Source organism: Collinsella sp. LCP21S3_A9 (assembly GCF_052118785.1).
Classification (GTDB): domain Bacteria; phylum Actinomycetota; class Coriobacteriia; order Coriobacteriales; family Coriobacteriaceae; genus Collinsella.
In genome coordinates, this window is record NZ_JBQKGN010000001.1 from 1 (window position 1) to 21360 (window position 21360).

A 21360-nucleotide genomic window follows, 5' to 3' on the forward strand; every position below is an offset into this window, starting at 1 on the left:
CGGCGCGCTCGCCCGCTCGCTAAAAACGCTCCGCGTTTTCTTTACGCTCGCGCCTCGACCGAGGTTCGAATCCATGCATGGCTTCCAAAAAAGAAAAGCCCCCGTTGCCGGAGGCTTCAAGTTCGATTGGTGCGGCGTATAGGATTCGAACCTATGACGTTCTGATTCGTAGTCAGACCCTCTATCCAGCTGAGGTAACGCCGCAGCGCAAGACATATGAAACCATTTTAGTTAATTGGAGTCAAGCACAATCTTGATTTTTTTCTAGACCATTTTCCTCATGCAGCTCCGCATGTATCACCGTTTCCCATACGATCGATCGGCTTTTCAACCACATCGAACCCAACACCGAGATCCCTCAATAGCGAGCGCACCCGCTGGGCGCAATCATACTCGGCAAACGAGATACTCAGCATGCGTGCCACCTGGTTAGAAGTCCCGACTCCATAGAACCGTTCGAGTGTTGCAAGCCCTTCGTGCGTCACAAAGGTCTCGGCTACATGCGGCGACTCCTCAAAGCACCATTGGGTCAACGGACCCTCGCTCGTTTGCCGCACCACCAAGCCACCCATACCCGATGGCTCACACGTAACTAGCAGGTGCTCCCCACCTTCATCGCTCTCAAACAAAACTACCCGCTCATCAAACAGGTCCATCACATCCCCCTTCTCTCGCTCCTATCTAGTAAAAGCATAGCAGGTAGACGATCGTATACAGAACATTTGTTCGTGTGTTTTCTATTGAGCTGTCCGCGCGACATGGTAAGGCTCCGCGCACAAAAAAGGCGCCCCGGATAGGGGCGCCCCCGCAAATCGCTTATGCAGCAAACCTACGCGACCGGCTCGATCTTCTCGAGGCCGCCCATGTAAGGACGCAGAACCTCGGGGATCGTAATGGTGCCGTCGGCGTTCTGGTAGTTCTCCAGAATGGCGGCCATGGTGCGGCCAGCCGGTAGACCGGAACCGTTAAGGGTGTGCAGGTAGCGCGAGCCCTTGAAGTTCTCGGGATCGCGATACTTGATGTTGGCGCGGCGGGCCTGGAAGTCGCCGCAGTTGGAGCAGGAGCTAATCTCCTTGTAGGCGTTGTAGCTCGGCAGCCAGACCTCGATGTCGTAGGTCTGACGGGCAGAGAAGCCCAGGTCGCCGGTGCACAGGCTAATCACGCGATACGGAAGACCCAGCTGCTGAAGCAGGAACTCGGCCTCGGCGGTCATGCTCTCGAGCTCCTCGTCGGACTCCTCCGGCTTGGCAAACTTGACCATCTCGACCTTGTCGAACTCGTGCTGGCGGATGATGCCGCGGGTGTCGCGACCAGCAGAGCCGGCCTCCTCGCGGAAGCAGGGGGTGAAGGCGGTGTAGCGGCGCGGCAGGGTGTCGGCATCGAGAACCTCGCCGGCGTGCAGGTTGGTAAGCACGACCTCGGCGGTGGGGATCAGGAAGTTATCGCCCGAGACATGATAGGCGTCGTCCTCGAACTTGGGCAGCTGGCCCGTGCCAAACATGGTCTGACGCTTGACGACGATGGGCGGCCACCACTCCTTAAAACCACGGCTGGTGTGCGTATCGAGGAAGAAGTTGATGAGGGCGCGCTCCAGACGGGCGCCGGCGCCACCGAGAACGGTGAAGCGGCTACCGGAGAGCTTGTTGCCGCGCTCGAAGTCGAGGATGTCGAGGTCGGTGCCCAGATCCCAGTGCGGTTTAAAGTCGAAGTCGAACACGCGTGGGGTGCCCCAACGACGGCGCTCGATGTTCTCGTCCTCGTCCTTGCCGTACGGGGTGGCCTCGCAGGGGATGTTGGGCAGGTGAGCCATAAAGTCGTACTGCTCCTGCTCGAGAGCGGTGCGGCGCTCGGCCAGACCGTCGATCTTCTCGTTGACGGCGCGCACGGCCTCCTTGGCGGCCTCGGCCTCGTCCTTCTTGCCCTCCTTCATCAGGGCGCCGATCTTCTTGGACTCGGCATTACGCGTGGCCTGGAGCTCCTCGACCTCGGTGATGACGGCACGACGCTCATCGTCGAGCTCAAAGAACTTCTCGCGATCCCAAGACGTCTGGCGGTTAGCCATGGCGGTATCGATGGCATCGGGGTTCTCGCGTACAAACTTGATATCAAGCATTAGATCCTCCGGCGATATACATTCCATTTAGGTTGCAACCTTGTACATGTATGGGCAAGTATATACTTGTGAGCGTTTACGACCCAACTCAACTACGCAAGAAGGCACCCAATGGACGCAGTTTTTTCCTTTTTGTTTGGCACCCGCACCGGTTTTGCCATCCTTTTCGCCGGCGGCATCCTGCTGTTTGCGATTCTTGCCTTTGTAATGGAGAAGCGCACCCATAAGCTCTACGTCGACCGCGGGCCCAAATCCGAAGAAGATCAAGACAGCTTCTGGGACTAACCTGCCATTTAGGGACAGGTTTATTTTGGTCGGTTTTATCTGGGCAAACGCAAGCGCCCCGCAACCGGTATCAACCCGGTTGCGGGGCGCTTTTCGCTATAGAGATAAAACCGCAGGAAAAACCTGCCAAAATAAACCTGTCCCTAAATGGCAGGTTTACTGAAGGGTGGCGTCGATGGCCTTGACCAGGGCGCTGCGCATGCCGGCGTCCTCGAGCGCGACGACGCCCTTGATGGTTGCGCCGCCGGGCGAGCACACGGCATCCTTCATCGCCGCAGGATGCTGACCAGTTGCAAGCTGCAGTTTCGCCGTACCCAGAACCATCTGGCTCACAATGCGATAGGCGTCGGCGCGCGGAATGCCGTGCTTGACGGCCGCGTCGCCCAGGGCCTCAATCGCCATGGCAACAAATGCCGGGGCACAACCGCCCACGGTACCGCCCACAAACAGCAAGCTCGTATCGAGCTCAACGACAGTGCCAAGCTTTCCGAGCAGGTCGAGCACCACGGCACGCTGCTCGCCGTTGAGCGTAGAGGACTTCTCGCAGGCGATGACGCCCTCGCCCACCGAAACCGGTGTATTGGGGACCGTCGAGATGTGCGCGACACCCGGCAGGACCTGCTCCCACTTGGCACTGTCCCAAGTCCAGGCGACCGAAAGGACGACCTTATCGGCAAGAGTATCCTTGAGCGGAGCGAAGACCTTCTCGATCATGTACGGCTTGACCGCAGCAACCACGATATCGGATACAGCGACAACCTCCGCCGCATCACGACAGGCAAGTATCCCACGCGCCCCACAGCGCTCAACCAGGGCATCGTAACGGCCCGCGCAGGCACACATGTCGCTCGCAGCCACACCGGCGGCAATCCAGCCATCGGCCATAGCGCTCGCCATATTGCCAAAACCGACAAATCCAATCTTCATATCTCATAGTCCTCTCAGACAGGTTCTTCAAATCGAGAGCTATTGTCCCACGGCATTGTTTCGTGTTGCCGACCTATTTGTGATACGGCTCACCACGGCTAATCTTGCAGGCGCGGTAGACCTGCTCCAGCAGCACCACGCGCGCCAAGTTATGCGGCAAGGTAATGCGTCCAAAGCTGAGCATTTCGTCAGCTCGTGAGCGAACATCGTCGCTCACGCCGTCCGATCCGCCAATCACAAAGGCGATGTCGCTGTTGCCTCGCAACATAAGATCATCGAGCCGCGCCGAGAGTTCCTCACTCGAGCGCTCTTTGCCCTCAATGGCCAGCAGGATCACATGCGCTCGGGGCGGCAGGGCTGCAAGAATCGCCGCTCCCTCCTTGTCGCGCGCGGCATCCACGCCGCCCGCCTTGGCCGGGTCGATATCGGCCACCTCGCGCATATCCACCTTGGCATAGGCGCCCAGGCGCTTGGTGTACTCGGCGCAGGCATCCTTCCAAAAACGCTCTTTGAGCTTACCGACGCATACAACGGTGCACTTCACGCGCGCCTACTCCTTCGAATCGTTTTGAACTTTGCCGGCGGTCAGCATCTGCTCGAACATAGAGGCCGACTGCGAAAAGTCGCTCGGCAGCACGACCGTCGATGTTTTACCCGTGCGAGCGAACTCCGTCATCATCTCGGACCATTGCGTAAACATGAACAGCTGGTTGGCCTCATCGTTGCCGACGCCCGTCTCCTGGATAATCTCGAGCGAATCCTTGATACCCAGCGCGATGGCCTTGCGCTGGTTGGCGATGCCTTCGCCAGCCTTTTCCATTGCCTCGGCTTCGGCGGTCGCCTCGGTAACGCGCTTGATGCGGTCGGCCTCAGCGAGCTCCTGCGCAGCAGCGCGCTTACGCTGGGCGGCGTTGATGTCATTCATAGAGTTCTCGACCTCGGTCGGCAGCGCGATCTTGGTGATGAGCGTCGACACGAGGGTAAAGCCGTAGGCGGCCATCTGCTCGGATACGGTGGCGTTGACGTCCTTGGCAATGTCATCCTTCTTGGCAAAGACCTCATCAAGGGTATAGACAGGGATGGAAGAGCGCAGGGCATCGGTAATGAAGTCGCGCATCTGGTCGACGGGCTCCTGCAGCATGTAGTAGCTCTTGTAGATGCCCGAATCTGCCGGGCCGGCTCCCATGTCATAGCTCACGTGGTACTGAGCAGAGACCTCAAGGCCGATAGTCACGTTGTCCTGGGTCTTAACGTCGATCCCAAAACCGTTTTTCATGGTGCGCAGACTCACCGTGGCGGCCTTGCGGTCGATCACGGGCACCTTCATGTGGAAACCCGCGTTGACGATGCGGTTAAACTTGCCCAGGCGCTCGATGATCACAGCATGCTGCTGTTCAACGACATAGCAGGCGTTGGGAAGCAGTAGCAACAAAATGATGATGGGAAGTAGAAGGCTCGTAAGGGCAGCGATAATACCGGATAACAGCATGGTCTCTCCTCCGATGGGCACACGTTGGCACTAGGATACCCGCACAAAGCAGCCATGTGACACCATCAGGAAGCCCATAACAAAAAAGCTCCCATTGCTGGGAGCTCTTTCAATCAATGGTGCGGGCGAAAGGACGTCCGCGTATCCGCTGCGCGGATCCGCACCGGCTTCGCCCGCCTGCCGGCGGACTCGCCAGCTCGCTAAAAACGCTCCGCGTTTTCTTGACGCTCGCTCCTTCGCAGGTTCAAGTCCCTGCGATGGGCCCATAACAAAAAAGCTCCCATTGCTGGGAGCTCTTTCAATCAATGGTGCGGGCGAAAGGACTTGAACCTTCATGGGGTTGCCCCCATACGGACCTGAACCGTACGCGTCTGCCAATTCCGCCACGCCCGCGTGCAGGAATTAGAATAACGGAGCGCCACCGTGAACGCAAGAACTATTTTTGAAAAAGTTTGCGGGCATTGTCCCACGCAGCTTGCGCAATTGCCTCTGCTTTCTCTCCAGTACGATCGACACGGTCGTTAACCAGCGCGTTTGCTGTGATGGAAATCATTGCAGGCTCGCACTCAAGACCGCGAATGGGCTCCGGCGCCATATAGGGACAATCCGTCTCGAACAAAATACGGTCGAGCGGGGTCGCCGCGAATGCCTCGCGCACATCATTGTTGCGCTTAAAGGTGGCCGCGCCGCCATAGGCGATATAGCAGCCCAAACCCACAAAGCGCTCCATCGTGGCGCGATCCTCGCCAAAGCAGTGCAGTACGCAACCGGCCTGGGGCACGCCGACCTCGCGCAACACGTTGTACGCATCCACATGCGAGGAGCGCTCCTCGTCCGTGTCCTCATGACGCAGATGCAGCTCTACCGGCACATTGCGGCGTACGGCAACCTCGAGTTGGCGCGCCATACAGTCGATCTGCACGCTGTGGGGCGCCGGCGCGATGTCGTCGTCGTAATCCATGTGGTAGTCCAGACCTATCTCGCCGATACCGACGCATAAGGGATCATCAAGCGCAGCAACGACCTGTGCATGAATGTCATCGGTATAGTCCGGCGCGCCATAGGGGTGCACACCGGCGAGATACTTTATCTGCGGAATATCCCGCATCGGCAAAATCTCGCACACCAGCCAGTCGCTATAGTCCGTCACGCTGCGTTTGTCGGCAATGGGATCAAAAATCGTCACCAACAGGTCGACGCCTACAGCCTTGGCGCGCACAAGCGTCTCGGGTACTTCCTTGCCCCAAAACGAGAGCAAGTGCGCGTGCGTATCGGCAAGCGGCGCCAAGGGCACGGGGCAAGCAACCGTCTTCTTTTTCTTGGTAAACGTCACGCGCTCGTCATTAGGCATCATGGATTAGCTCCTGAGCCAGACGGACAAAATCGGCAACGCCAAGCGTCTCGGCGCGTGTGGTGGGCGCGATGCCGCAAGCCTCAAAGGCGGCATCGAGCACGTCCTTGGCAAAGCCGTTGGCGCTCATGGAATTGCGAATGGTCTTGCGACGCTGAGCAAACGCAGCGTCAATCACGCGGGCCACAAACTCGCAATCAAGCCCCTCGGGTGCTACGCCGTCAACACGGTCGATGCGCACGACGGCCGAATCCACATGCGGCGCCGGCATAAAGCAGCGCGGCGGCACCTCAAAGCGACCCGTCACCTGCGCATACAGGCCGAGCTTTGCCGTATAGCCGCCGTAGGTCTTGTTGCCCGGCGTTGCGACAATGCGATCGGCAACCTCCTTTTGAACCATGACGACGGCGCGCTTGAGCGCGGGCATCGTCTGGAAGAACTGCAGAATGATCGTCGCTGCCACGTTATAGGGCAAGTTCGCGACAAATACCGTCGGCTCACCGCCCGCGGCCTGCTCAATCTGCTCCGGGCACACCTTGAGCGCGTCGCCCATGATAAAGCGGAAGTTGGCATAGTCGGTGGCATGGGCATCGAGCACCGGCTCGAGCTCGGGATCGGCCTCAATCGACGTGACGCACGCCGCCTCCTGAAGCAGCGCAAGCGTGAGCGTTCCAACGCCCGGACCAACCTCGAGCACGCGCTCATCGCCCGCAAGTTCGGAAAGCTCGCAAATACGCTCGATCACATGGTTGTCGATCAGGAAGTTCTGGCCCAGGCGATGCTTGGTCGCAAGGCCAAACTCCTCCAGCAGCTCCCTTGTTGCCGTGGGGTTTGCCAAAGGCGAAGTTGTCATAGTTGCCTCCTTAGCATGGTGGCGGCGTCTTGAAACAAAAGGGCATGGACCGTTGCGGCCATGCCCTTACACCTAAACAGCAGATTGCCGATATGGCGCGCGGCGTCTTAACCCAGACGCGGGAACAGCGGCTCACCCTTCTCGACGGGCTGACCACCGGCAAGCAGACCCCAAGCGCAAATGCCCTTGAGGTCGTCGCTCGCGGCCTCGTCCTCGCACGACAGGCGGCGCAGGGCCTCGGTAGAAGTCTGGGGCATGAGCGGCATCAGCAGGTGAGCGGCAATGCGGATGGCCTCGAGCAGGTTGTAGATCACAAACGCCAGCTCGTCGGCCTTGGCCTCGTCCTTGGCAAGTGCCCAGGGCTCGGAGTCCTCGATGTAGTGGTTGGCGGCGTGGATGAGCTCCATAACCTCGTCTTTGGCTCCACCGTAATCGAGCACGTCCATCTTGGCCATGTAGCGCTCGGCCAGGCCATCGGCGATCTTTGCCAGCGGGTTATCGAACGCATCGAACGATGCGGGCTTGGCAGGCGCGCAACCATCAAAGTACTTACCGCTCATGTTGAGCGAACGCGAGATGAGGTTGCCCCAGCTGTTAGCGAGATCGGCGTTGTAGACCTGCTCCATGCGATCGAAGCTGATAGCGCCGTCGGTGCCGGGGACCACGTCGGTCATAAAGTAGTAGCGATAACCCTCGACGCCCAGCATGTCGATAACATCCTGCGGGGCAATGGCGTTGCCACGGCTCTTGGACATCTTCTCGGCCTTGCCAGTCTCGGCATTGCGCACGGTCAGGAAGCCGTGGGCAAAGACGTGCTCGGGCAGAGCCTCGCCAATGGCCATGAGCATAGCGGGCCAAATGACGCAGTGGAAGCGAATGATGTCCTTGCCCACAATGTGGAACTGCGCAGGCCAGCGATAGGCCAGCTCGGCACGGGCCTCGTCGGTGTCGACACCGTAGCCGACAGCCGTCATGTAGTTGAGCAGCGCGTCGAACCACACATAGGTCACATGGCCCTCATCGAACGGAACCTGGATGCCCCAGTCAAAGCTCGTACGGCTCACGGAAAGGTCGTTGAGGCCACCCTCGACAAAGCTACGCACCTCGTTCATGCGGAATGAAGGCTCGACGAAATCGGGATGCTCGTCATAGAGCTTGAGTAGCTTGTCCTGGAAGGCGGAAAGCTTGAAGAAGTAGGACTCCTCCTGCACGCGCTCGAGCGGACGATGACAGTCGGGGCACAGGTGCTGGCCGACGCTGCCGTATTCCTCGTCACCCTTCTGGACCTGCGTGTCGGTAAAGTAAGTCTCGTCGGGCACACAGTACCAACCGTCGTAGCTGCCCTTATACAGGTAGCCAGACTCCTTCATGCGCTCCCACAGATACTGCACCGCATGATGCTGGCGCGGCTCGGTGGTGCGGATGAAGTCGTCGTTGGAGATCTCGAGTTTGCTCCAAAGCTCCTTGAAGTGCGGAGCCTGGCTGTCGGTCCACTCCTGCGGCGTCATGCCATGCTTGGCTGCGGCCTCGGCGACCTTCTCGCCGTGCTCGTCCATGCCGGTCAGGAACTTGACGTTATAGCCAGCGGAGCGGCGATAGCGAGCCTGGACGTCGGCGATGATGGTGGAATAAGCCGTGCCCAGATGCGGATCGGCATTGACGTAGTAGATAGGCGTCGTGATAAAGAACGAAGGCTTGCTTTGATCCATGGGGTTTGTCCTCCAGAAAAACGTTGCATACAGGGGATGATTCTAACGCAAGGGCTGGATATCCTCCATCTATTGCATATTGAGCACCATGGCATAGACATCGCGCTTGCGGCGTGAATACTTCTGAGACAGGCGCTTGGCCACCGCAGAGGCGGGCTCCCCCTCCTCGAGCGCGGCGCGGATATCCGCGCGCAGGGCCTCATCGGGATCCGCTGCCGCTGCGCCAACCGGCACGATGCCGGCCTCCTCGTCTTCACTCGGTGGCGCGATGACCAGCGCAATCTCGCCCTTTACTTCGCCACGGGCACGCAGCCCCTCGGCAAGCTGGGCGGCGGGCCCGCGCAAGACCTCCTCGTGCAGCTTGGTGAGTTCGCGGCAGACGGCAACCTCACGCTGGGGAAAGACCTCCGCCACGGCCTCGAGCGTCGCCACGATGCGATGTGGAGACTCGTAGAAGATGAGTGCGCCGGGCACCACGGCAAGGCGCTGCAAACGGCGCACGCGGTCGCCGTGCTTTCGGCCCAAAAAGCCCTCGAAGAAAAAATGCTCGCAGGGAATGCCGGACGAAACGAGCGCTGTGACGCAAGCAGAGGGCCCGGGAATAACTTCGACGGGCACATCGGCCTCACGCGCCGCCTCGACCAGCGCCTGGCCGGGATCGGACACGCTCGGCATGCCGGCATCCGAGGCAAAGGCAAGGGTCTCACCCGCCAGCAGGCGGTCGACCAGACCGGTGGCGCGGCTGGCGATCACATTCTCGTCGCAACGGACAAGCGGCTTGGAAATGCCCAGGTGCATCAGTAGCTTTGAGGTCACGCGCGTGTCCTCGCAGCAGATCGCATCGGCGGCGGCAAACGCCTCGCCAACGCGCGGAGACAGGTCGCCCAGGTTGCCGATGGGTGTTCCGACCACATAGAGTTTGCCCGTATGGGCGCTGTTTTGCGTCATATCAACCTATTCAATCATGCCGCGCTCGAGCGTACCGAGCGCCGCGCGGGCGTCCCATGCTGCGATGCGTTTCTCGGTCTTCCACGTTTGGAAGAACCAACCGGCAGCCGGCGCAAACGAAGCCAGCTGATTGGCGATAAACACGCGCTCGTAGGCATTGCGGCCCTCGGGCGTAACCGACGAGTTGGCAAAGATCGCCGCGCCCGACCATTCGCCCACCAGCACGGGGAACCCAGTTGAAATCGCTTCTTTAAGCTCGCGCTTGTTACGCGAAATCGCCGTCGTCAGCCCGCGGGGGCTCGTGATGTCGAGCGCATGCTCGTCGCGGTAATGGTACAGGTGAAGGTCCATGTAGACGTTCTTGTACTTGGCGCCGCGCATAAAATGCTTCCACTCGCCGGGATGTCCCGACGACGAGAAGACGACGATCTTATCCTCGGGCATATACGAACGGACGAGCTCGTAGGCATCGCGATAGAAGTTGCGCAGGTAGTGCGCCGGAATGCCATCCGTCATGGTAAAGAGACTCTTGCGGACACTCATCTGCGGCGTATCCAGCAGCTCAATGCCCAGCAGGCTTTCGGCTTCGCCGTAGCGATCGGCCAAACGCTCCAGCACGTCGAGCGCAACGTGACGACCGTTGGTGGACGAATGCCACTCGGCAACAGCCTCCGGCGTGGTGGGCGAATCGTTGGAATCGCCCTGGCCACCGGGCACAGTCGCTAGATCGAGCAGCACGCGAATGTCGTACTTGGCAGCCCACTCAATTGCACGGTCAATGTAGTCGATAACCGAAATGTAGGACGCATCGGACTCCTGCGAGCCAAAGGCATACCAGGGCACCGGCAAACGCACGGCATTGAGACCAATCTGCGCCATACGGCGAAAATCATCTTCGCTTACGAATGTCTCATAATGGCGACGCATGCGCTCGTTATAGGCAGCAGTGCCCATGGCTTCTTGCAGTTCCGCCGCATTGGACGCACCTGTCGCCGCGTACAGCGACGGGGTCACCCAAGGCTCGGGAATAAACCAGCCAGAGAGATTAACGCCGAGTATCCTCTCCATCACGGCCCCCTTCGAATCGTGCAGGGCGAACCCGCATCGTATTGCATAGGAAAAGTATCGTTTTGAGTATACCCGCGCACACGGACAGCCGATCGAACGGTCTGCAAAGTGGCGCAAAAGTAGGAGTAATGTCTGGGCGGGCACACCCGAGATGGTACGCCAAGATGTGCACGCGCGCCGAAGGCAGGCGCCGGAAGGCGCATCCCGTTTTTTGCTCAATAATGGAATGCATTTTCCGCCAGCAGGCCCAACCGGAAAGCATGTCCCGTAATTTCACGTCATTCCGGGTCGCATTTTCCCAAGCGCCCCTAAAGCGGAAAGCGCATCCCGCTCAGGATTGAAATTCTGGGATGCGTTTTCCGCGGGTCCACATAAAAGAAAAGGACCCCTTCGCAGAGGTCCTAGTCAATTCAAGGTGGCGGGGAAGGGAATCGCGTCCGCGCGCTGCGCGGACGGACCGCTGCGGCGCTTGCGCGCCTTGCGAGCTACGCTGGCAAACGCTATCGCGTTTCCTCAGCTCCGCGCCCTCGCGGGGTTCGATTCCGTGCGGGGGCTACATAAAAGAAAAGGACCCCTTCGCAGAGGTCCTAGTCAATTCAAGGTGGCGGGGAAGGGAATCGAACCCCTGACACGAGGATTTTCAGTCCTCTGCTCTACCAACTGAGCTACCCAGCCATTTGAGGTGTGCCTTGTTTCAAGGCTTGATTAGTATAACCAAGGACGCGCTCCGGTCAACCGAGAATTTGAAAAAAGTTTTTGGACACCGCCTCGGTTCTGTAAAGCAGCACGTCAGAGACATCAACCGGCCGCAAGAAGTTTTTCGCCCAGGGCCTTCAAGCCTGCACTCGTTGCAAGACATCGGGCGATACAAGGATTGAAGGGCGTTCCAGCACCGCCCAAGCACCGGGACAGGAGCACATGCGCCAGGGGCGGACATTTTCGTAGCGTGCAAGGATATTGCCGCTGCAATCAATAAAGGCAATGTCGATGGGATAAGCCATAAAACAGGTGTGGACCGAAGAGCAGGACGGAAACGCCATGACGAGCGGCAGTCCGTCAGCCGTAATCGGCACGCGGCCCAGCATGCCGCGCAAGCGTGCGCCAAACGATTCTGCCACCATAAACTCTGCCGGCGACCAACCGAGCCTATTGAGCGCACGCGCGTAGGCGATATAAGACAAGACGGCGCTCACATGACCACCCCCGGTCGCCACGGATCGACCGTAACCGCGCGCTCGTGCGACAGCTTCGCCGGCGTCCCCAGAGAAACGCCGGCAATGCTGAGCAATCTAGGCCACGGCTCATAGTACATGACGCAGGCATAGGTCCTAAACGTCCCGGACAGAGAGAGCAAGCCGCCGTCAGACGACGCCGAGCTCTGCTCGCTCGAGACCTCGACCTGCAGATTATAGCCCTGCATAGCCGCCTGAATCTCGGACTGGACACGCACCGAGGCATCGACAGAGCTCTTGTCGCCCTCCCCTTCCGGCGCCACAGCGTGCGCCAGCACGATATCGGGCACCACGCGATCGAAGCGCGCAACGGCGCCGGCAAAGACCATGACGTTGTACACAATGAGCGCAAGCGCCAGCAAAACGGGAGCGACCACTGCCATCTCGACCGTCGCCTGGGCGCGCTCCTCGCGCAGACGCATGCGGATACTCATTACGACCCACCGCCCAGAGCGCCAACCAGCGTGGCGACATCGACGGTAAGCGGGATGGAACCACCGCCGGGCAACGGAATCTCCGCAAGTGTGAACACTGTACCGCTAATGGTGCGTTCGACTTGATATTCCAACGCCTCGCAAAGCGCCTTGGGATCGGTCACGCCCAACGGAATACTTCGCAGTTTGTCTTGCGCTTGAGAGAGACCGGCAATGTCAGACCCCGGACTCTTAATGACGTTAGCGGAATCGGTCAGCACCGGCTTTCGCAGGCGCAAGTCGCACGGTTCCAAACCCAGCGCCGCCACGGACGCCGAAACGGTATCGCCGAGCCACGATGCAATGGAGCCCAACGCGCCGCTGCCCCCTCCTAGGTCTTTAATCATCTCGTCCATAAGTTCGTCGGCCGAACCTTGGATGTCTCCGTATCCCACAAGCAGGCGTCCCCAAACATCCATGACGCCATCGAGTACGCCGGCAACGCCGCCCGAGCGCTCTTCCACTGTCGAGAAAAACTGCGAGAGCACGTTGTTTTGCGCCGTCGCGTTGTCGGGAGCCAAGACCGCGGCAGAGATTGCACCGCGACTGCCAAGCGTAACCGGCTTATTGAATGAAGAGTTGAGCTTACCGGGACTGGTCATATCGCCCGAGACCGCAAAGGCGACCACGCCGTTTCGGCCGGGCGGGGCGATACGCGGCCGCTCGCCCGAAAGCGCCTTGATGGCCTGGTCAAACGCATTACCCGCGCGATCGGCCTCGTCCTCGGTCTGACGCATAAGCTCGAGCTCTTTGTTGCGACATTCGACGTAATCTTCCAGAGCCCTTTTAAACTCGTCAAAGTGATACTCGAAGCCGTTTTCGATAAATGATGGAGGCATGAGGGCGCGACCCAGGTCAACGACGTCAAATTGGCACTCCTCGCACACATCGTGGCCATCGTAATCGACGACGGATGCCAACCCGCCCGGCGACCCATTCTTATAGTTGGGGCATCCGGTCCCATAGTGCAGGTATGTCTTGCCACCAATATCACTCGTAGGCCACATGGCATCGGTGTAGAGCTGGGTTCCCTTCACCTCATCTGGAGTGCGTGGCAGGAATGGAATCTGGGGTAAGATTTTTTCACCATCATCTTTAATATACGAGTGATCGAGTTCTTCGATTGCATAAGCGTAAAACGCTTTGCGCGCGACAGACTCCGCCTCCATCTCTACACCCCCACCAAGCGGCCTTTCATTCGCCAGGCGCCGGCGGTAATAGGCCTTCGCGCGATCGAGCGCCACTTGCGGCTCCCATGTGACACTCGAGGCATAGTGCGGATTCTCAATATCCGAAAGCTTCGCCAAGCTCCTCGCTCGTTCCCACATGCACGAACAGCTTCCGACTGCGCCTCTGTCCGATCCGCCGCAGTCGGCAAGCCAGGCGCGCTCCTTGGCCTTTGACGTTTTCTCGGACGCTTTCTTCAGTTCCTTGGCAGCATAGTCAAGGTCTTTTGAGGTGCTCTCGATGGCATCGGTCGAGATTTCTGACCCCTCGAGCGCAACAAAGTCCGACTCCGATGTCCTGGGCACGGCGAGCGCTGTGCCGGTATAGGTCACGTTATCGGTATCCTGCGCCGAAACAGCCTGCGTAGCTCGCGCGGCAACCAGATATGGCAGAGCCGTTTCGACTTTTTGCAAACCCTCCGACGCACTTTTGGCAAACCTATTGCGCGTTTTAATAATCTCAATCCCGGTATCGACCATATCGCTTGCGGCTATTTTCCCACCCGGCACCAGCATGGCAACCAAGCCGGTGCCGATTGTGGCAAACCCCGCCAGGCCCAAGCTCAAAATGCTCGCATCCACCACCGTGGCCGCTGTATGGTAGGACGATATCACGTTGGCACCCGCCAGAGCACCGCTATCGGCCGCCACCTGGGTATCCCCGGCACGAGACATACTCCATATCGCCGCCGTCGACGAAAACAGCAGCGTAAGCACCACAAGTATGACGACCGCCGAAGAAAGCGTAGTGTAGGCACCGTCCTCGATAAACAAGTCGATACCGGAGCGGCCCATGAAGCCGCCCCGCTTGCGGCGGGCATTCGACCGGCAACGGCACACGAGCCCTCGCATCATTCGCAGCAGGCGACGCCTAATCCCACGCGGCAATCCACGAATCATAGTCTCCCTCCAGCCATCCGGGACGCGATCGGTACGAAACGTCGACTTTCAACTCAACATTTCCTCCTCCCCCCACATTGCCCATGGCCTGCGCGAACGCGCCGATCACGGGCAGCGGCTTTACATCACCCGCGATAGATACAGACGAAACGCCCCCTGCGCCCGCCCGGCCAAGCTCGATATCCCACGACAGCGGTCCGCCGGCGTGAAAGATCGAGACATCGGGCACCGCGGCGAGACGGCGGCGGGCAAACTCCTTGAGGTCGTCGTCCTCCGCCGTCGTCGTGGTCATGAGCCGCGCCGTCTCGGCGGCGGCAGACTCCATGACCGCACGCGTACAGAGCAGGCACACCGGCTGCAGCGCAAGCAGGATGAGCGTCAAAAACGTCGGCAGCAAAAAAGCGGCCTCGACCGTGGACTGCGCCCAATCCTCGCGCGCGATATCAATAGAGCGCGATGTCTTTGGCGCCTGCGGCGGCGTCGATAACCGATGTCGAGGCGACGCCATGGGACGCCGCCCGTGCAGCCAACGCCGCCAAGCGTCCGTCGGTGCCGGCGCGCCAAAGCCCCGCAATCGCCAGCACGATGGAAAGCAGCGCCATGGTGACGATGGCGTACTCAACGGTCGATTGGGCAGACTCCTCGCGCAAAACGTCAAGCATTTCACGATCCCTCCTTTGACCCCGATGCTTGCGGAACCAAGCGCACCGCGCGTAAGCGGCACGAGGCGTCGCCGGCATCCGCGGCAACCGTCACCATGTCGACCCAGCCGCGCCCATCGCGCACGATGGCGCCCCATACGTTGCCCTTGATGTCGAGGTAACCGCTTAGAGCGAGCTGGGCTGTGGGCACCTCGCGATAGATACGCAACAGGTCCGCGGCAGCCTCGGTCATCGGCCGCTCCTCGGCCCATGTCAGCCGGGCTGCGACTGCGTTGTCCGCAGATGGACCCGCCGCAGCATCCGCCCGTTCGTCGAGGGCGCGCAGAAAAGTTTGTGCCGTGACGGCGGCATCCCTGTCGGCCGTGTCCCGCGCTTTGTCATCGGGAGGCGCCACCGCGCCCGAGCTCCCATCCGCGACGGTCCCAGAACGCTGCTGCCGCACGGCATTCAGCCCCCAGAGCGTCGCCGCTATCGCCACAATCAGGCAAGCGAGCACCAGCAGCACGCCAACAGAATGCCCGCCTTCTACAGGCTGTTGATGCCGTCTTTGATCGCGTTCCATAGCTTTTCGACGTTGCCCTTAAATGCAACGATGGCAATGATCGCGATTACCACGAGCACGCCGACCAAGATGGCGTACTCGGTGGTACCCTGCGCGCTTTCCTCCTGTACCAGCGTCTTGGCACGTTGACAAGAACGCATTGCACGGTAAAGCGTCCGGCTCCAAACCCTACCCATAACGTCAGCCATTTTGTTCATGTATTCCTCCCTACATCATCCCGCCTGCTCCCAGCAGCGGGCCCAATATGGATAACAGCAGTGCCGGCAAGATGAGCGTGCCAGTGGGAATCAGCAGCTTGACGGGCGCTCGTTCAATCTCGCGCTCGACCGCGGCACGATGGGCGGCGCGGATCTCGCGACTTTGGGCAGCAAGGGTCTCGGCAAGCGGGGCACCCAGGGCGAGCGCTTGACCCACCGTAATGGCAAAGGTCTCGAGCGCCCGCACGTCCAGGTCCTGCGCGGCCGCCAACAACTCGTCCTCGCGCGCTCCCACGCCCACCTGCCACGCCATGCATGCCCGTTCAAGCCGAACAGTCAGCGCCGATCGACGATTGGCGCAAAAGATCTCGAGCGCCGCATCGAACGAAAGGCCGGCGGAAAGCCCCAGGCGCACCACATCAATCATCTCGGACACCTCACCGAGCGAAACCTGCGCTGAGTTGTCCACGCCAAATGCGCCCCTCACCCACGCAATAGCGGCATCGATCACCGAATGGGCCGCAGCAACGACTAGCACCGCCTCGCCCCTGAAAATCTCCATGGTCTTGCGCACATCCGAGCGCTCCAGGCCCGTCGCGACAAATACGCCGAAGGCGCACAGGCAAGCCGTGGCGGCAACCAGGGCGCTCACAGCTCCACCCGCATAATGCGCCGGATAACCACCAGGGCGACGCCGTTAAGGGCAAGCCCCAGAACCACGGCACCGGCGCCTACCGGCGTTGCGAGACCGTAGCGAAAATCTGCCGAAAGCAGGGCCAGCACCGCGCACATACCCGCCGGCATCGCCGCGACCATATGCGCCGACATGCGCGCCTGCGACGTTTTGACATCCAGGCGGCGCTTGAGCTCGATACGCTCCCCCACCATGCTCGACGCCTCGGACAGCAGATCGGCAAGCGGGGCACCGGTCCGCTGCGACACCTTGAGCGCCAACGTGACAAGCGAAAGCCCGGGGGCGTCGATGCGGACAAGCAGGTCGTCGAGCGCATCGGCAGCCGAAATGCCGCAGTCGATCGCCGCCGCTACCCGCAGAAACTCGGTATGCACCGGCTCTTGCGCGTGAGCGCCCACAAACCGCATGCCCTGGGCCAGCGAATGTCCCGAGGCAAGCGACATGGAAAGTGCCGTAAAGGCCTCGGGCATGGCTTCCTCCACATCGCGCTGCTCGCGTCGGTGGTCAAAGACGTCGCGTGCGGCGCCCGCGGCAAAGGGCGCAACCGCTCCCAAAACAAAGCCGATGGGCGATAGCGACACCACGGCAAGCGCAAGGCAGCAGACGCCACTCGATAGCAACAGGAACGCTAAGCGTGAAGCATCATCCTCAACGACAAGACCGATGCGGCGCACGGGAGCCAACGATGCCCACGAACGGGCGATCTTTTTCAGCAGATCGTTTTCCACCAGCTCACGCGGCAGCTTCTCTGCCGCCGTCTCGAGCGTCTGGCGCACCAGCTCCGCCGGCGGCACCCTCGGCACATGAGGCTCCACTCCGCATACCGTCGCGACCGAAAACCCGGCAAGGCCCCCTACGACGAGGGGCACAACGACCTCCATTCGTCCACCTCCTCCTGTGTAAGCGTTCCCGAGCGCAAGCCCTCTGCGATAAACGGCGGCTCGCGGTTGAGGGTCCAGGTGCGCTCGGCGGCATCGAAGGTCACGTAGCGCTCGAGTTCCACGCCACCCGACGCGCCGCGTCGCACCCCCGAATAGGAGGACACAAAACGCCGGCCGTCCGCATGGCGCTCGGACATCACGATGCCGTCGAGCGCCATAGCGATTTGTTCCTCGATAAGCTCGCTCGGCAGATCGATGCCATAGCGCGCAAGCAGCGTCAAACGCACCACGGTCTCTTGCTCGGTGCCCGCATGAAGCGTGGTGAGCGACCCATCGTGCCCAGTGTTCATGGCCTGCAGCATGTCGCAACATTCCGCACCGCGTACCTCACCCACCACAATACGGTCGGGACGCATACGCAGGGCGTTGGTCACCAGGTCGCGGATTGTCACCGCACCCTCACCCTCAATTGAAGCCTCGCGCGCCTCCAGGCGAACCACATGCGGGTGATGCGCGAACTTGAGCTCGGCGGAATCCTCGATCGTCACGATGCGCTCGCCGGTAGATATCTCGCACGATAGCGCGTTGAGCAGCGTAGTCTTGCCCGACCCCGTACCGCCCGCAACCGCCAAATCTTGGCGCAGCGACACCGCACACGAAAGCAGTTGCGCATACCAAAGCGGCAGCGACCCCAGGCCCACAAGCTCGTCCAACGAACAGATGCGATCCGAGAACTTGCGGATAGTGAGGATCGGCCCATCGATCGCCACGGGCGGAATCACCGCGTTGACGCGATAACCTGTCTTGAGGCGGGCGTTGACGATGGGACTGCGCTCGTCGATACGCCTGCCCAGCGGTGAGATGATGCGGTCGATGAGCACGCGAATCTGCTCGTCATCCTCAAACGCATGCTCGATGGGGTATAAGACCCCGCCGCGCTCAAAGAAAGCCGAGCGGCAACCGTTGACCATAATCTCGGTGACGGTGTCGTCCTCGATGAGCGGCTGCAGCGGGCCCAAGCCCACCACGTCATCCAAGATCTCGTTGATGATGGTCTCACGCTCGGGCGTCGCCAGGTCGGTCGGTTCTTCCACGTTGAGTGCCGCCTCCACCGCAGGACGCAATTCCGAGCGGGCAAGAACCGGATCGATGTAGGCACTGATGCGTGCCACCTCGTCGTAGCCCACGCGGTCCATCACGGCCCGCTTGGTGCGGCGCTTGACCGCACGGTGCCGTCCCACATCGACAGGTGCCGTCGCCGCTGCCGCACCGGCTGCTTTAATTCTCGTTTGCAGGCTCATCGGCAATCACCCTCACGCGACCAGGGAAGGCGGATGCGCGGGCGTTCGGTGCGTGTTGCACGGTCGGCGACCATATCGCTCCAAGGGCCGACGGCGCACCCCAGTTCCACGAGCATCTCACGCGTGGCCTCGCGCACGCTGGTCGCGAAAGCGCTGGTCTGCCCCACTGCCTCGTCAGCGCGCCCAAACGCCATGAGCGCGGCGAGATCCTGCCCGCCATCGGCGATACGAATCTTGGAGCTCAACGCACAGGCAATCTCAAAGCGCATGGCGACATCCTCGTCCGCCCCACGCGCGCCAAATCGGTTGAATACGGCGCTCATGCGCGTGCGCGGCACGCCCACACGGCTCGCCAGCTCAATGACGCGCGCTGCAGACGTCGCGGAAGAAACTGCCGCATCACCCACGACAAGGCAACGGTCGCACGCTGCCACCGCAGCCGCCACGGCATCGCCCCAAAAGACCGAGGTATCGATAAGGACCACGTCGGACTCACGACGCAAGATGTCGAGCAGCAGCTCTACCGGACGCGCCATGAGCTCGGCGCGCTCGGGCGCTGCGACAGGCCCCCAAAGCGTAACGCCTGGGGCAACGCGCATCGATGCAGCGACCACGTCTTGCTCCGCAGGTGCGCCCGCGACCGACGGCTCGATAAGTGTCGCCATGTCATGCGGGGCATCGGCGCCCAGCAAGTCGTAGAGATTTCCAAACATTAGGTCCAAATCGAGTACGGCAGCTCGCAGACCCAGCAACGAAGCGGCATGCGCCATCGTGGCGACAATCGTCGATTTGCCACATCCGCCCGATCCCGAGACGGCGCAGATGACCGGAGCTCGATGCGACGTCGACGCAGTGTCTGCCAGCGGTGCAGGGGCTGACGACGTGGGCGGCAACGTCCCCGTCTCGCCAGCCGCACCCAAGTGCTGCGTCCACGCCGGCACGGCAGGCTGCTCAAACTGTAGGGGCGGAACTGGGGATTCCGCTGTCACGTCGACGTGCGGGCCATCACCCGCGACAAGGCCCTCGACCTCATCGAGTCCATCGGCCAGGCTCACGCCGTGCACGTATCCCATATCTACGGCCAGGAGGTCTTCGCCATACGGCACCGACGCTCCGACGTCACCACATGCAAGGGGGCCCGGGGGGCGCCGAACATGCTCGGCTTCCGCTTTCCCATAGTCATCAACACGCGGGCCTCTTGTAGCGCGAGGCGCCCCGGGTTCCCTATCAACAAAAACATCGGGCTCAGGCGACACGCCCCAATCGGAATCAACCGCTCCCTCGCCCACATGTCCGCTGCCGCATATGCTGTGCGCAGCGATGACCTCGGTCGCCCCCGCGCGAAACAGCCCCTCTATATCCGACGGATCGAGCGCCTCTATCAACACGACGACGCGGCTCACGCGTCCTTCGGCAGTCAGGCGCGCAACGGTCTCTCGCACATCTTTAGTATCAAACAGGGATGCCGCGATAATGGCAGCGCCACGGCGCGAAGGAAACGCCCGAGCCATAGACACCAACCCGTCTAGGTCGCCCACGCGAAGCACCTGCGCGCCCGCATCGCGGCCCTCGACTTCCTGCTGCAGCAGTCCGTAATCGCCACACGCGCAGCACGCAAGCCAGATCGCTTTCATCACTCGTCGCCTCCGCTCTTTTTGCCGCGTGCCGTGGCGGGAATCGTCAAGCTGACCGTTCCCTTGCCCGAGGCTCCCAGCAATTCCTTGACGTCTTTGGGGTCGGCCGCCAGCGTCACCCACTCGACCTTGCCTTCGCGCGTGGCACCGGCCTCGTCGCTGGTATCGATCACATACGCGCCGCACAGCCGATCGGTCACGCCGTCTTTTTGCACGTACACATCCACGTAGCTGCCCACGCCTGCGGCTCCGCCCACCGAATGCTCGGCATCGACCGCCACCGAAACGGCAACCTTGCCCTTGGGCACCTCGAGCGTATGGCTCTCGGCTTTGGTGTAGGCATCGCAGACCACGGCATTTTTGGGAATACGCGAGGTCGTCACGTCGCCACGCACCTGGCGCAGGTCGGTCGCCGCATCGCGCGGCAGCAGGCTCGCGAGCCACTCTTGGGTTACGACATTGGTCTCGTCGAGGGTCTCACCCACATCGATATCACGTGCGGCAACGCAAACTTCGACGCGATCGCCGCCGTATTTGGCCAAGGTTTCGGCCTGGGCCTGCTCAGCCCGCGAACGAACCGATGATCCGTAAACCATGCAGAGTGCCGCGGCGAGCACGCCCGCTGCCAGGCTGATGGCGATGCGCTTGCTCTTGTTCACGGCAGCTCCTCTCAAGACAGCACTGGGCGGATGGGATGCCCGTACCACTATTGTCCGAGCGGCCAAGCAACAAAACAGCGCGATCACCATCTTGGTTTTAAGTGTCAAACCAATTACCAGCCAAGAGCTGACCAACCCGTCAAGCCCGCGGCAAGGTTTTGGTCAGCGCGTCGGCAAAACGCTTATTTAAGGGCGC

At 60.9% G+C, this 21360-nt stretch carries 24 protein-coding genes and 3 tRNA genes; 2 read left to right on the forward strand and 25 right to left on the reverse strand.

Going from position 1 to position 21360, the window contains the following annotated elements; translation table 11 throughout:
- Window positions 1-127 precede the first annotated feature (127 nt).
- The 3 genes from ACTQ05_RS00005 to serS form a co-directional block, all read right to left on the reverse strand.
- Window positions 128-204 (reverse strand) — tRNA-Arg (locus ACTQ05_RS00005).
- A 74-nt stretch (window positions 205-278) separates the two neighbouring features.
- Window positions 279-656 carry a hypothetical protein gene (locus ACTQ05_RS00010; protein WP_441064119.1) on the reverse strand — a complete coding sequence of 126 codons (378 nt, stop codon included), beginning with the start codon at window positions 654-656 and terminating at the stop codon, window positions 279-281.
- 173 nt (window positions 657-829) lie between these two features.
- Window positions 830-2113: a serine--tRNA ligase gene (gene serS / locus ACTQ05_RS00015; protein WP_427729163.1), complete on the reverse strand. Its 1284-nt coding sequence runs from the start codon at window positions 2111-2113 to the stop codon at window positions 830-832.
- Window positions 2114-2224: 111 nt separating this feature from the next.
- On the opposite strand from serS, the gene ACTQ05_RS00020 reads away from it, so the two are divergent.
- Window positions 2225-2398, forward strand: coding sequence for a DUF6724 family protein (locus tag ACTQ05_RS00020; RefSeq protein WP_195838594.1), 174 nt, complete (start codon window positions 2225-2227; stop codon window positions 2396-2398).
- A gap of 156 nt (window positions 2399-2554) precedes the next feature.
- Here the strand turns inward: ACTQ05_RS00020 and proC are convergent, their stop codons facing one another.
- The 22 genes from proC to cpaB form a co-directional block, all read right to left on the reverse strand.
- Window positions 2555-3325, reverse strand: a complete 771-nt coding sequence (gene proC, locus ACTQ05_RS00025) for a pyrroline-5-carboxylate reductase (RefSeq protein ID WP_441064120.1) — start codon at window positions 3323-3325, stop codon at window positions 2555-2557.
- A gap of 73 nt (window positions 3326-3398) precedes the next feature.
- Entirely contained in the window at window positions 3399-3869 is a 471-nt protein-coding gene (gene rlmH, locus ACTQ05_RS00030; protein WP_370450649.1) for a 23S rRNA (pseudouridine(1915)-N(3))-methyltransferase RlmH, read from the reverse strand.
- 6 nt (window positions 3870-3875) lie between these two features.
- Window positions 3876-4814: an SPFH domain-containing protein gene (locus ACTQ05_RS00035; protein ID WP_117848150.1), complete on the reverse strand. Its 939-nt coding sequence runs from the start codon at window positions 4812-4814 to the stop codon at window positions 3876-3878.
- A gap of 306 nt (window positions 4815-5120) precedes the next feature.
- Window positions 5121-5207 (reverse strand) — tRNA-Leu (locus ACTQ05_RS00040).
- A gap of 43 nt (window positions 5208-5250) precedes the next feature.
- A complete protein-coding gene (locus ACTQ05_RS00045) occupies window positions 5251-6168 on the reverse strand; it encodes a TatD family hydrolase (RefSeq protein ID WP_441064122.1) in 918 nt (305 codons plus the stop codon).
- The gene (gene rsmA / locus ACTQ05_RS00050) at window positions 6158-7018 is read right to left on the reverse strand and encodes a 16S rRNA (adenine(1518)-N(6)/adenine(1519)-N(6))-dimethyltransferase RsmA (RefSeq protein WP_441064124.1); all 861 of its coding nucleotides are present in this window, start codon (window positions 7016-7018) and stop codon (window positions 6158-6160) included. The genes ACTQ05_RS00045 and rsmA overlap by 11 nt, the downstream gene beginning before the upstream one ends.
- 107 nt (window positions 7019-7125) lie before the next feature.
- Window positions 7126-8727 (reverse strand): methionine--tRNA ligase, encoded by a 1602-nt coding sequence (gene metG, locus ACTQ05_RS00055; protein WP_441064126.1) that lies wholly within the window; start codon window positions 8725-8727, stop codon window positions 7126-7128.
- 69 nt (window positions 8728-8796) lie between these two features.
- Entirely contained in the window at window positions 8797-9675 is an 879-nt protein-coding gene (rsmI, locus tag ACTQ05_RS00060) for a 16S rRNA (cytidine(1402)-2'-O)-methyltransferase (protein ID WP_441064127.1), read from the reverse strand.
- 6 nt (window positions 9676-9681) lie between these two features.
- Window positions 9682-10743 carry a glycoside hydrolase family 5 protein gene (locus ACTQ05_RS00065; RefSeq protein WP_427728410.1) on the reverse strand — a complete coding sequence of 354 codons (1062 nt, stop codon included), beginning with the start codon at window positions 10741-10743 and terminating at the stop codon, window positions 9682-9684.
- A 602-nt stretch (window positions 10744-11345) separates the two neighbouring features.
- Window positions 11346-11418, reverse strand: a tRNA-Phe gene (locus tag ACTQ05_RS00070).
- A 158-nt stretch (window positions 11419-11576) separates the two neighbouring features.
- Window positions 11577-11936 carry a DUF192 domain-containing protein gene (locus ACTQ05_RS00075; protein ID WP_427748305.1) on the reverse strand — a complete coding sequence of 120 codons (360 nt, stop codon included), beginning with the start codon at window positions 11934-11936 and terminating at the stop codon, window positions 11577-11579.
- The gene (locus ACTQ05_RS00080; protein WP_154517658.1) at window positions 11933-12409 is read right to left on the reverse strand and encodes a hypothetical protein; all 477 of its coding nucleotides are present in this window, start codon (window positions 12407-12409) and stop codon (window positions 11933-11935) included. The genes ACTQ05_RS00075 and ACTQ05_RS00080 overlap by 4 nt, the downstream gene beginning before the upstream one ends.
- Window positions 12409-14574 (reverse strand): hypothetical protein, encoded by a 2166-nt coding sequence (locus ACTQ05_RS00085; protein ID WP_441064129.1) that lies wholly within the window; start codon window positions 14572-14574, stop codon window positions 12409-12411. The genes ACTQ05_RS00080 and ACTQ05_RS00085 overlap by 1 nt, the downstream gene beginning before the upstream one ends.
- On the reverse strand, window positions 14546-15082 hold the full coding sequence (locus tag ACTQ05_RS00090) for a TadE/TadG family type IV pilus assembly protein (protein ID WP_441537668.1): 537 nt from the start codon (window positions 15080-15082) through the stop codon (window positions 14546-14548). Before ACTQ05_RS00090 ends, ACTQ05_RS00085 begins: the two co-directional genes overlap by 29 nt.
- Window positions 15018-15236, reverse strand: coding sequence for a hypothetical protein (locus ACTQ05_RS00095; RefSeq protein WP_154517649.1), 219 nt, complete (start codon window positions 15234-15236; stop codon window positions 15018-15020). Before ACTQ05_RS00095 ends, ACTQ05_RS00090 begins: the two co-directional genes overlap by 65 nt.
- Before the next feature lies 1 nt (window position 15237).
- Entirely contained in the window at window positions 15238-15468 is a 231-nt protein-coding gene (locus tag ACTQ05_RS00100) for a hypothetical protein (protein WP_441068985.1), read from the reverse strand.
- A 293-nt stretch (window positions 15469-15761) separates the two neighbouring features.
- Window positions 15762-15995 carry a hypothetical protein gene (locus ACTQ05_RS00105; RefSeq protein ID WP_441537735.1) on the reverse strand — a complete coding sequence of 78 codons (234 nt, stop codon included), beginning with the start codon at window positions 15993-15995 and terminating at the stop codon, window positions 15762-15764.
- 10 nt (window positions 15996-16005) lie between these two features.
- Complete coding sequence (locus ACTQ05_RS00110) at window positions 16006-16647, reverse strand: type II secretion system F family protein (protein ID WP_441064132.1); 642 nt, start codon at window positions 16645-16647, stop codon at window positions 16006-16008.
- The gene (locus ACTQ05_RS00115; RefSeq protein ID WP_441064134.1) at window positions 16644-17570 is read right to left on the reverse strand and encodes a type II secretion system F family protein; all 927 of its coding nucleotides are present in this window, start codon (window positions 17568-17570) and stop codon (window positions 16644-16646) included. The genes ACTQ05_RS00110 and ACTQ05_RS00115 overlap by 4 nt, the downstream gene beginning before the upstream one ends.
- Entirely contained in the window at window positions 17543-18871 is a 1329-nt protein-coding gene (locus ACTQ05_RS00120) for a CpaF family protein (RefSeq protein WP_441064135.1), read from the reverse strand. The genes ACTQ05_RS00115 and ACTQ05_RS00120 overlap by 28 nt, the downstream gene beginning before the upstream one ends.
- On the reverse strand, window positions 18868-20505 hold the full coding sequence (locus ACTQ05_RS00125; protein ID WP_441064136.1) for an AAA family ATPase: 1638 nt from the start codon (window positions 20503-20505) through the stop codon (window positions 18868-18870). The genes ACTQ05_RS00120 and ACTQ05_RS00125 overlap by 4 nt, the downstream gene beginning before the upstream one ends.
- A complete protein-coding gene (gene cpaB / locus ACTQ05_RS00130; RefSeq protein WP_441064137.1) occupies window positions 20505-21164 on the reverse strand; it encodes a Flp pilus assembly protein CpaB in 660 nt (219 codons plus the stop codon). The genes ACTQ05_RS00125 and cpaB overlap by 1 nt, the downstream gene beginning before the upstream one ends.
- On the opposite strand from cpaB, the gene ACTQ05_RS00135 reads away from it, so the two are divergent.
- Entirely contained in the window at window positions 21151-21354 is a 204-nt protein-coding gene (locus tag ACTQ05_RS00135; protein ID WP_195838599.1) for a hypothetical protein, read from the forward strand. The genes cpaB and ACTQ05_RS00135 overlap by 14 nt on opposite strands.
- Window positions 21355-21360: the final 6 nt, after the last annotated feature.

What these genes read in the sequence shown, in the direction of transcription:
- ACTQ05_RS00085 (WP_441064129.1), bottom strand. Translation starts at nt 14,574, where the DNA reads ATGATTCGTGGATTGCCGCGTGGGATTAGGCGTCGCCTGCTGCGAATG.
- ACTQ05_RS00090 (WP_441537668.1), bottom strand. Translation starts at nt 15,082, where the DNA reads ATGGCGTCGCCTCGACATCGGTTATCGACGCCGCCGCAGGCGCCAAAG.
- rsmA (WP_441064124.1), bottom strand. Translation starts at nt 7,018, where the DNA reads ATGACAACTTCGCCTTTGGCAAACCCCACGGCAACAAGGGAGCTGCTG.
- serS (WP_427729163.1), bottom strand. Translation starts at nt 2,113, where the DNA reads ATGCTTGATATCAAGTTTGTACGCGAGAACCCCGATGCCATCGATACC.
- ACTQ05_RS00100 (WP_441068985.1), bottom strand. Translation starts at nt 15,468, where the DNA reads ATGACCGAGGCTGCCGCGGACCTGTTGCGTATCTATCGCGAGGTGCCC.
- ACTQ05_RS00105 (WP_441537735.1), bottom strand. Translation starts at nt 15,995, where the DNA reads ATGAACAAAATGGCTGACGTTATGGGTAGGGTTTGGAGCCGGACGCTT.
- ACTQ05_RS00115 (WP_441064134.1), bottom strand. Translation starts at nt 17,570, where the DNA reads ATGGAGGTCGTTGTGCCCCTCGTCGTAGGGGGCCTTGCCGGGTTTTCG.
- ACTQ05_RS00125 (WP_441064136.1), bottom strand. Translation starts at nt 20,505, where the DNA reads ATGAAAGCGATCTGGCTTGCGTGCTGCGCGTGTGGCGATTACGGACTG.
- ACTQ05_RS00010 (WP_441064119.1), bottom strand. Translation starts at nt 656, where the DNA reads ATGGACCTGTTTGATGAGCGGGTAGTTTTGTTTGAGAGCGATGAAGGT.
- ACTQ05_RS00065 (WP_427728410.1), bottom strand. Translation starts at nt 10,743, where the DNA reads ATGGAGAGGATACTCGGCGTTAATCTCTCTGGCTGGTTTATTCCCGAG.
- rsmI (WP_441064127.1), bottom strand. Translation starts at nt 9,675, where the DNA reads ATGACGCAAAACAGCGCCCATACGGGCAAACTCTATGTGGTCGGAACA.
- metG (WP_441064126.1), bottom strand. Translation starts at nt 8,727, where the DNA reads ATGGATCAAAGCAAGCCTTCGTTCTTTATCACGACGCCTATCTACTAC.
- ACTQ05_RS00095 (WP_154517649.1), bottom strand. Translation starts at nt 15,236, where the DNA reads ATGCTTGACGTTTTGCGCGAGGAGTCTGCCCAATCGACCGTTGAGTAC.
- ACTQ05_RS00120 (WP_441064135.1), bottom strand. Translation starts at nt 18,871, where the DNA reads ATGAGCCTGCAAACGAGAATTAAAGCAGCCGGTGCGGCAGCGGCGACG.
- ACTQ05_RS00035 (WP_117848150.1), bottom strand. Translation starts at nt 4,814, where the DNA reads ATGCTGTTATCCGGTATTATCGCTGCCCTTACGAGCCTTCTACTTCCC.
- ACTQ05_RS00045 (WP_441064122.1), bottom strand. Translation starts at nt 6,168, where the DNA reads ATGATGCCTAATGACGAGCGCGTGACGTTTACCAAGAAAAAGAAGACG.
- ACTQ05_RS00020 (WP_195838594.1), top strand. Translation starts at nt 2,225, where the DNA reads ATGGACGCAGTTTTTTCCTTTTTGTTTGGCACCCGCACCGGTTTTGCC.
- ACTQ05_RS00080 (WP_154517658.1), bottom strand. Translation starts at nt 12,409, where the DNA reads ATGAGTATCCGCATGCGTCTGCGCGAGGAGCGCGCCCAGGCGACGGTC.
- proC (WP_441064120.1), bottom strand. Translation starts at nt 3,325, where the DNA reads ATGAAGATTGGATTTGTCGGTTTTGGCAATATGGCGAGCGCTATGGCC.